This is a genomic window from Cedecea sp. NFIX57, from assembly GCF_900177785.1.
Lineage (GTDB): Bacteria > Pseudomonadota > Gammaproteobacteria > Enterobacterales > Enterobacteriaceae > Cedecea > Cedecea neteri_C.
The window spans coordinates 1-3,403 of record NZ_FXAS01000084.1; the positions used below are offsets into that span (position 1 = coordinate 1).

The 3,403-nt window shown below is 53.0% G+C and carries 6 protein-coding genes; all 6 read right to left on the minus strand.

Features of this window, described 5'->3' with window-relative positions:
* Window positions 1-279: 279 nt before the first annotated feature.
* The 6 genes from B9Y90_RS25645 to B9Y90_RS25670 all read right to left on the minus strand — a co-directional run bounded on the left by B9Y90_RS25645 (window position 280) and on the right by B9Y90_RS25670 (window position 3,196).
* Window positions 280-810 carry an antirestriction protein gene (locus tag B9Y90_RS25645; protein WP_085543099.1) on the minus strand — a complete coding sequence of 177 codons (531 nt, stop codon included), beginning with the start codon at window positions 808-810 and terminating at the stop codon, window positions 280-282.
* Window positions 811-837: 27 nt separating this feature from the next.
* Entirely contained in the window at window positions 838-1,668 is an 831-nt protein-coding gene (locus B9Y90_RS25650; RefSeq protein ID WP_085543100.1) for an N-6 DNA methylase, read from the minus strand.
* A gap of 45 nt (window positions 1,669-1,713) precedes the next feature.
* A complete protein-coding gene (locus B9Y90_RS25655; protein WP_176227941.1) occupies window positions 1,714-1,926 on the minus strand; it encodes a hypothetical protein in 213 nt (70 codons plus the stop codon).
* A 138-nt stretch (window positions 1,927-2,064) separates the two neighbouring features.
* Window positions 2,065-2,409, minus strand: coding sequence for a hypothetical protein (locus tag B9Y90_RS25660; protein ID WP_085543102.1), 345 nt, complete (start codon window positions 2,407-2,409; stop codon window positions 2,065-2,067).
* A 47-nt stretch (window positions 2,410-2,456) separates the two neighbouring features.
* Window positions 2,457-2,744, minus strand: a complete 288-nt coding sequence (locus B9Y90_RS25665; RefSeq protein WP_085543103.1) for a hypothetical protein — start codon at window positions 2,742-2,744, stop codon at window positions 2,457-2,459.
* Window positions 2,745-2,797: 53 nt separating this feature from the next.
* Window positions 2,798-3,196 (minus strand): hypothetical protein, encoded by a 399-nt coding sequence (locus B9Y90_RS25670; protein ID WP_085543104.1) that lies wholly within the window; start codon window positions 3,194-3,196, stop codon window positions 2,798-2,800.
* Window positions 3,197-3,403 lie beyond the last annotated feature (207 nt).

Here is a 3,403-nt window from a genome sequence, read left to right on the forward strand (position 1 = left end):
GTTTTTTATTTCGCGGGCACGTGATTAACCGACCATGCTATGGTCAGTTGATGAAATTGAAGACTTGCAGACGTGAATAAGGAAGGGATGAGTAATAATAAAGCTTACAGTATTTCTGTATTTCCCTGAACAACCTTTGTTACGTAATGAATCAAACGATAAAAGCACGCCCCATAAGAGAATGAATACTGAAAGTCAGAGCGTGCGACAGGTAAAATAAAGCAGCCTGTTCAGGCCGCTTTATCAAAGTTATGTCATTTACTGGATACAACCGTCCCTTTAATCAATGGCCCGAAAAATAAGTGAAGCTTCAGGATGTTTAATGAGACTGACATAATCCTTCAGTGCATCCTGCCTCGCGACCAGATATTTGCAAACCGTACTGTATTCCGGCCCCATATCCGCCACCTGCCAGGACAGCCAGTTCATTATCATGAGCGTGGCGATAATCCCGGCAGCATCAGCGCTAACCTCTGCTTCAAAATAATTACCGGGAACAACCATGTTATAGCGCGGCTCTCCTTCCGGGGCAATATAGCCAGTTTGAGTAGTGAGGATAATATCGGTATGTGGGGCAATACTCCCGGTCACACCTTTCGGGATAACGTAATAATTCCAGAAGCCGCCATCATAATCAGAATGCTGGCATAACCAGCTGGCAGCCATATTATCTGCAGACGGCGTAAAAAAGAGCGCGGGGATAAAATCCAGACGTTCATCACCATCAGTGACACAGTAGCGCTGGCGTTCATCGATTTTAAATTGTCCGGCGGATTCACGAGCGGTGGTTTTGACTTTTAATGTGTGCATTCTGTTTTCTCCTCATCCCCGGTCCGGTTATGCGCCCTTATTCATGCCGCGCATAAATTCGCGCATGGCATTGATACGGCGCTGATCGTCCAGCCTCTTTTCAAAGTTGTTGATGTAGTACACCGGCGTATACCGCACCCTGCTTAGCTGCATCGTCAGCGTATTACCCGTGACCACTTCGGCAGGAATGCCCAGGAGAGAAAGCTGAATAAACGCCATATCGGCAGCGATCGGGTCGATATCAATGCAACTGCCGAACATATGTTCAGACGGATTGTAGCCCGCCTCAAGTAGCCCTTCGGCATACGCAACAATCATCCCCGCTGCGCCGCTGGCCGGATCGCTGACCGTCACAAACCCTTCCCGCCTGATTGTCAGTTCGACATCCGGCATGAGCAGCTTCGCCATTAACGACTGGACATGATACGGCGTGAAATACTGCCCGTTCCGGTCATCGCCCAGCTCAAGCTCCATGAAGATCGCGCCGAGAAAATCGTGGAATTTCGCCTCCAGGGCGCAGACCATCAGGCAGAAAAGCGTATGCAGATGGCTGATATCGCCCTCACTGTACTTCGCGCAGATTACGCGGCTCTGCTCAATATTCTCCGGTGTTCTGATCCGCGCCAAATCAAGCTCGCTTGCCGCAAGCCTGATAAAGTCGCTGAACACCTCCCAGCGGCGCAGGTTGCGGGCCGTATCCCGGAACACAGCAATGAACTTCCGCCGTGCGTCATCGATGCTTAACGTCTGGCGGGGCGATACCGGAATATCAACGGTGGGCAATTCGGGCTTAAACGGTTCTGAGGGCGCGCCCTCTTTCGCCTGGTCAAAAAAGCGGGCAAAACTGAGTTGAGACATGGTTTCTTCCTCTGAAATGCCGCCCCCTGAGGAGCGGCTCTGTTATCAGTTAAATGCCCGCATCAGTTCGAGCGTGCGTAACACCTGCCCCCATTCGCTCCCACGCATGGCAGGGATCCGAACGGCGCGCCCCTTTCTGCGACACTTTGCGATATGCCGCCCCAGCGCCCGCAATTCGGCGCTAATTTCGTCCCGGTTGATATCACGGCGTTTAATGCGCACCTGTTTTTTTACGGGTGCATTTTTCGCCTCAAGCATCTGGACATACAGGGCGGTCGGTGTAACAATCGAAACTTCACTAAAGTGATTCATCAGTGTTTCCTTTTAGTTAAGGCCGGATTAATCGTTCTCAGGCGTCCAATCCGGCGGGATGAAGCAGGCGAAAGCCTGCTTTTTTCATATCCGGCTCTGGTTCATCTCCTTAACGCGGGCCAGAATCTTCGCGTGATCCAGGTGGCTGTAATCCCGCATCCGGTAATAACGAATACCGATCCGCGCATAGATTTCGGTCACGTTGCCGCAGACCATCTCCGCGAGCATGAAGGTTTCACACTCCCCGTTTTCGCTGCTGCGCCAGTTCAGCGGGTACATCAGCCCCAGCGCGTCATGAAAGGCGTGAACGTCGATTTCCTCCGCAGGTTTTACGGCGGCCTTCTCGCGGCCCCGCCAGTACGCCTGTTCGGCTTCACTGGTGGCATATCTGCCCAGGCTGGCAGAGGATTCGGTCAGGTGTAATTGCATATTTGTTTCTCCTTCTTTGGTTAATGGCGTTTATGTGTCGCCGGGGGTTATTCATCGAGTGTGATGCCGGAAAAATGCGCCATCAGATGCAGCATGTCGGCAATCTCATCGACTTTCTGCTGAATGGCTGGTGTGGCTTTCAGGATGCGCGTCACTGCGGTTCTGAGTTCACCCATATAGCGGGTTGCTGATTCGCCCAGCGCCGTTTTGTCCGTGTTGCTCTGGTACTTCAGCAGGGCTTTGCTGACATGGTTTTGCAGGATTTCAAGCTCGCTCAGGGCGTTTTTTTCCCCTGTGTCGAAGCCGAATATGCTGTTCGTGCTGCTGCTGCTCATAATGTTTCTCCGTTGTCGCTGGCGGCATCCCCTGCCGCCACCGGATTCAAAAATCACGCATCTTCCGCGGGGTTCAGTTGCAACAGCTCCCTGGCAAACGTAATGTCCTCTTCGAGTTTGTTGCGGACACACTCCCAGGCGCCTGCCCCCGTCCCGGCATACAGATGTACAGCCAGTTTTTTGGCATCCAGCCAGTACTGGATAACCTGCTTAGCCGTCAGAGGGTGAATCCGGCTGTCTTCCATCACGGCAATGCTGAAGGCGTTATCCGCCAGCGCACGCAGAAGACGGAAAACTTCCTGTGCCTCAGCCTCAAGTGTCAGCTGGAGGTTCCATACCCCGGCCAGCTGGGTAAATAACGCCCTCTGCTGCGTAACAACATCGTCCGGCTGGTTTTTCCCCCATCTTTCCGAGGACGCCTGAGCGGCGGTGTTGACGTTTCGTGTGTGCATGCTGTTTCTCCTGTTCAGGGGGTAAATTTCATCTCTCGTCGGAACCTTTCGCGGCGAAGGGCACTGGAGCACGGGCGGTTAAGGCGAACGGCAAGGGGCGACGACGAAAAGTTTTTGCGTCTTTCTGCAAAAAGTTTTTGGCGGCGTGCACTTCACCCCTTGCGGGGCGACTCGCCTGTGCTACAAAAGCCCCCGCGTAAGGGGCTG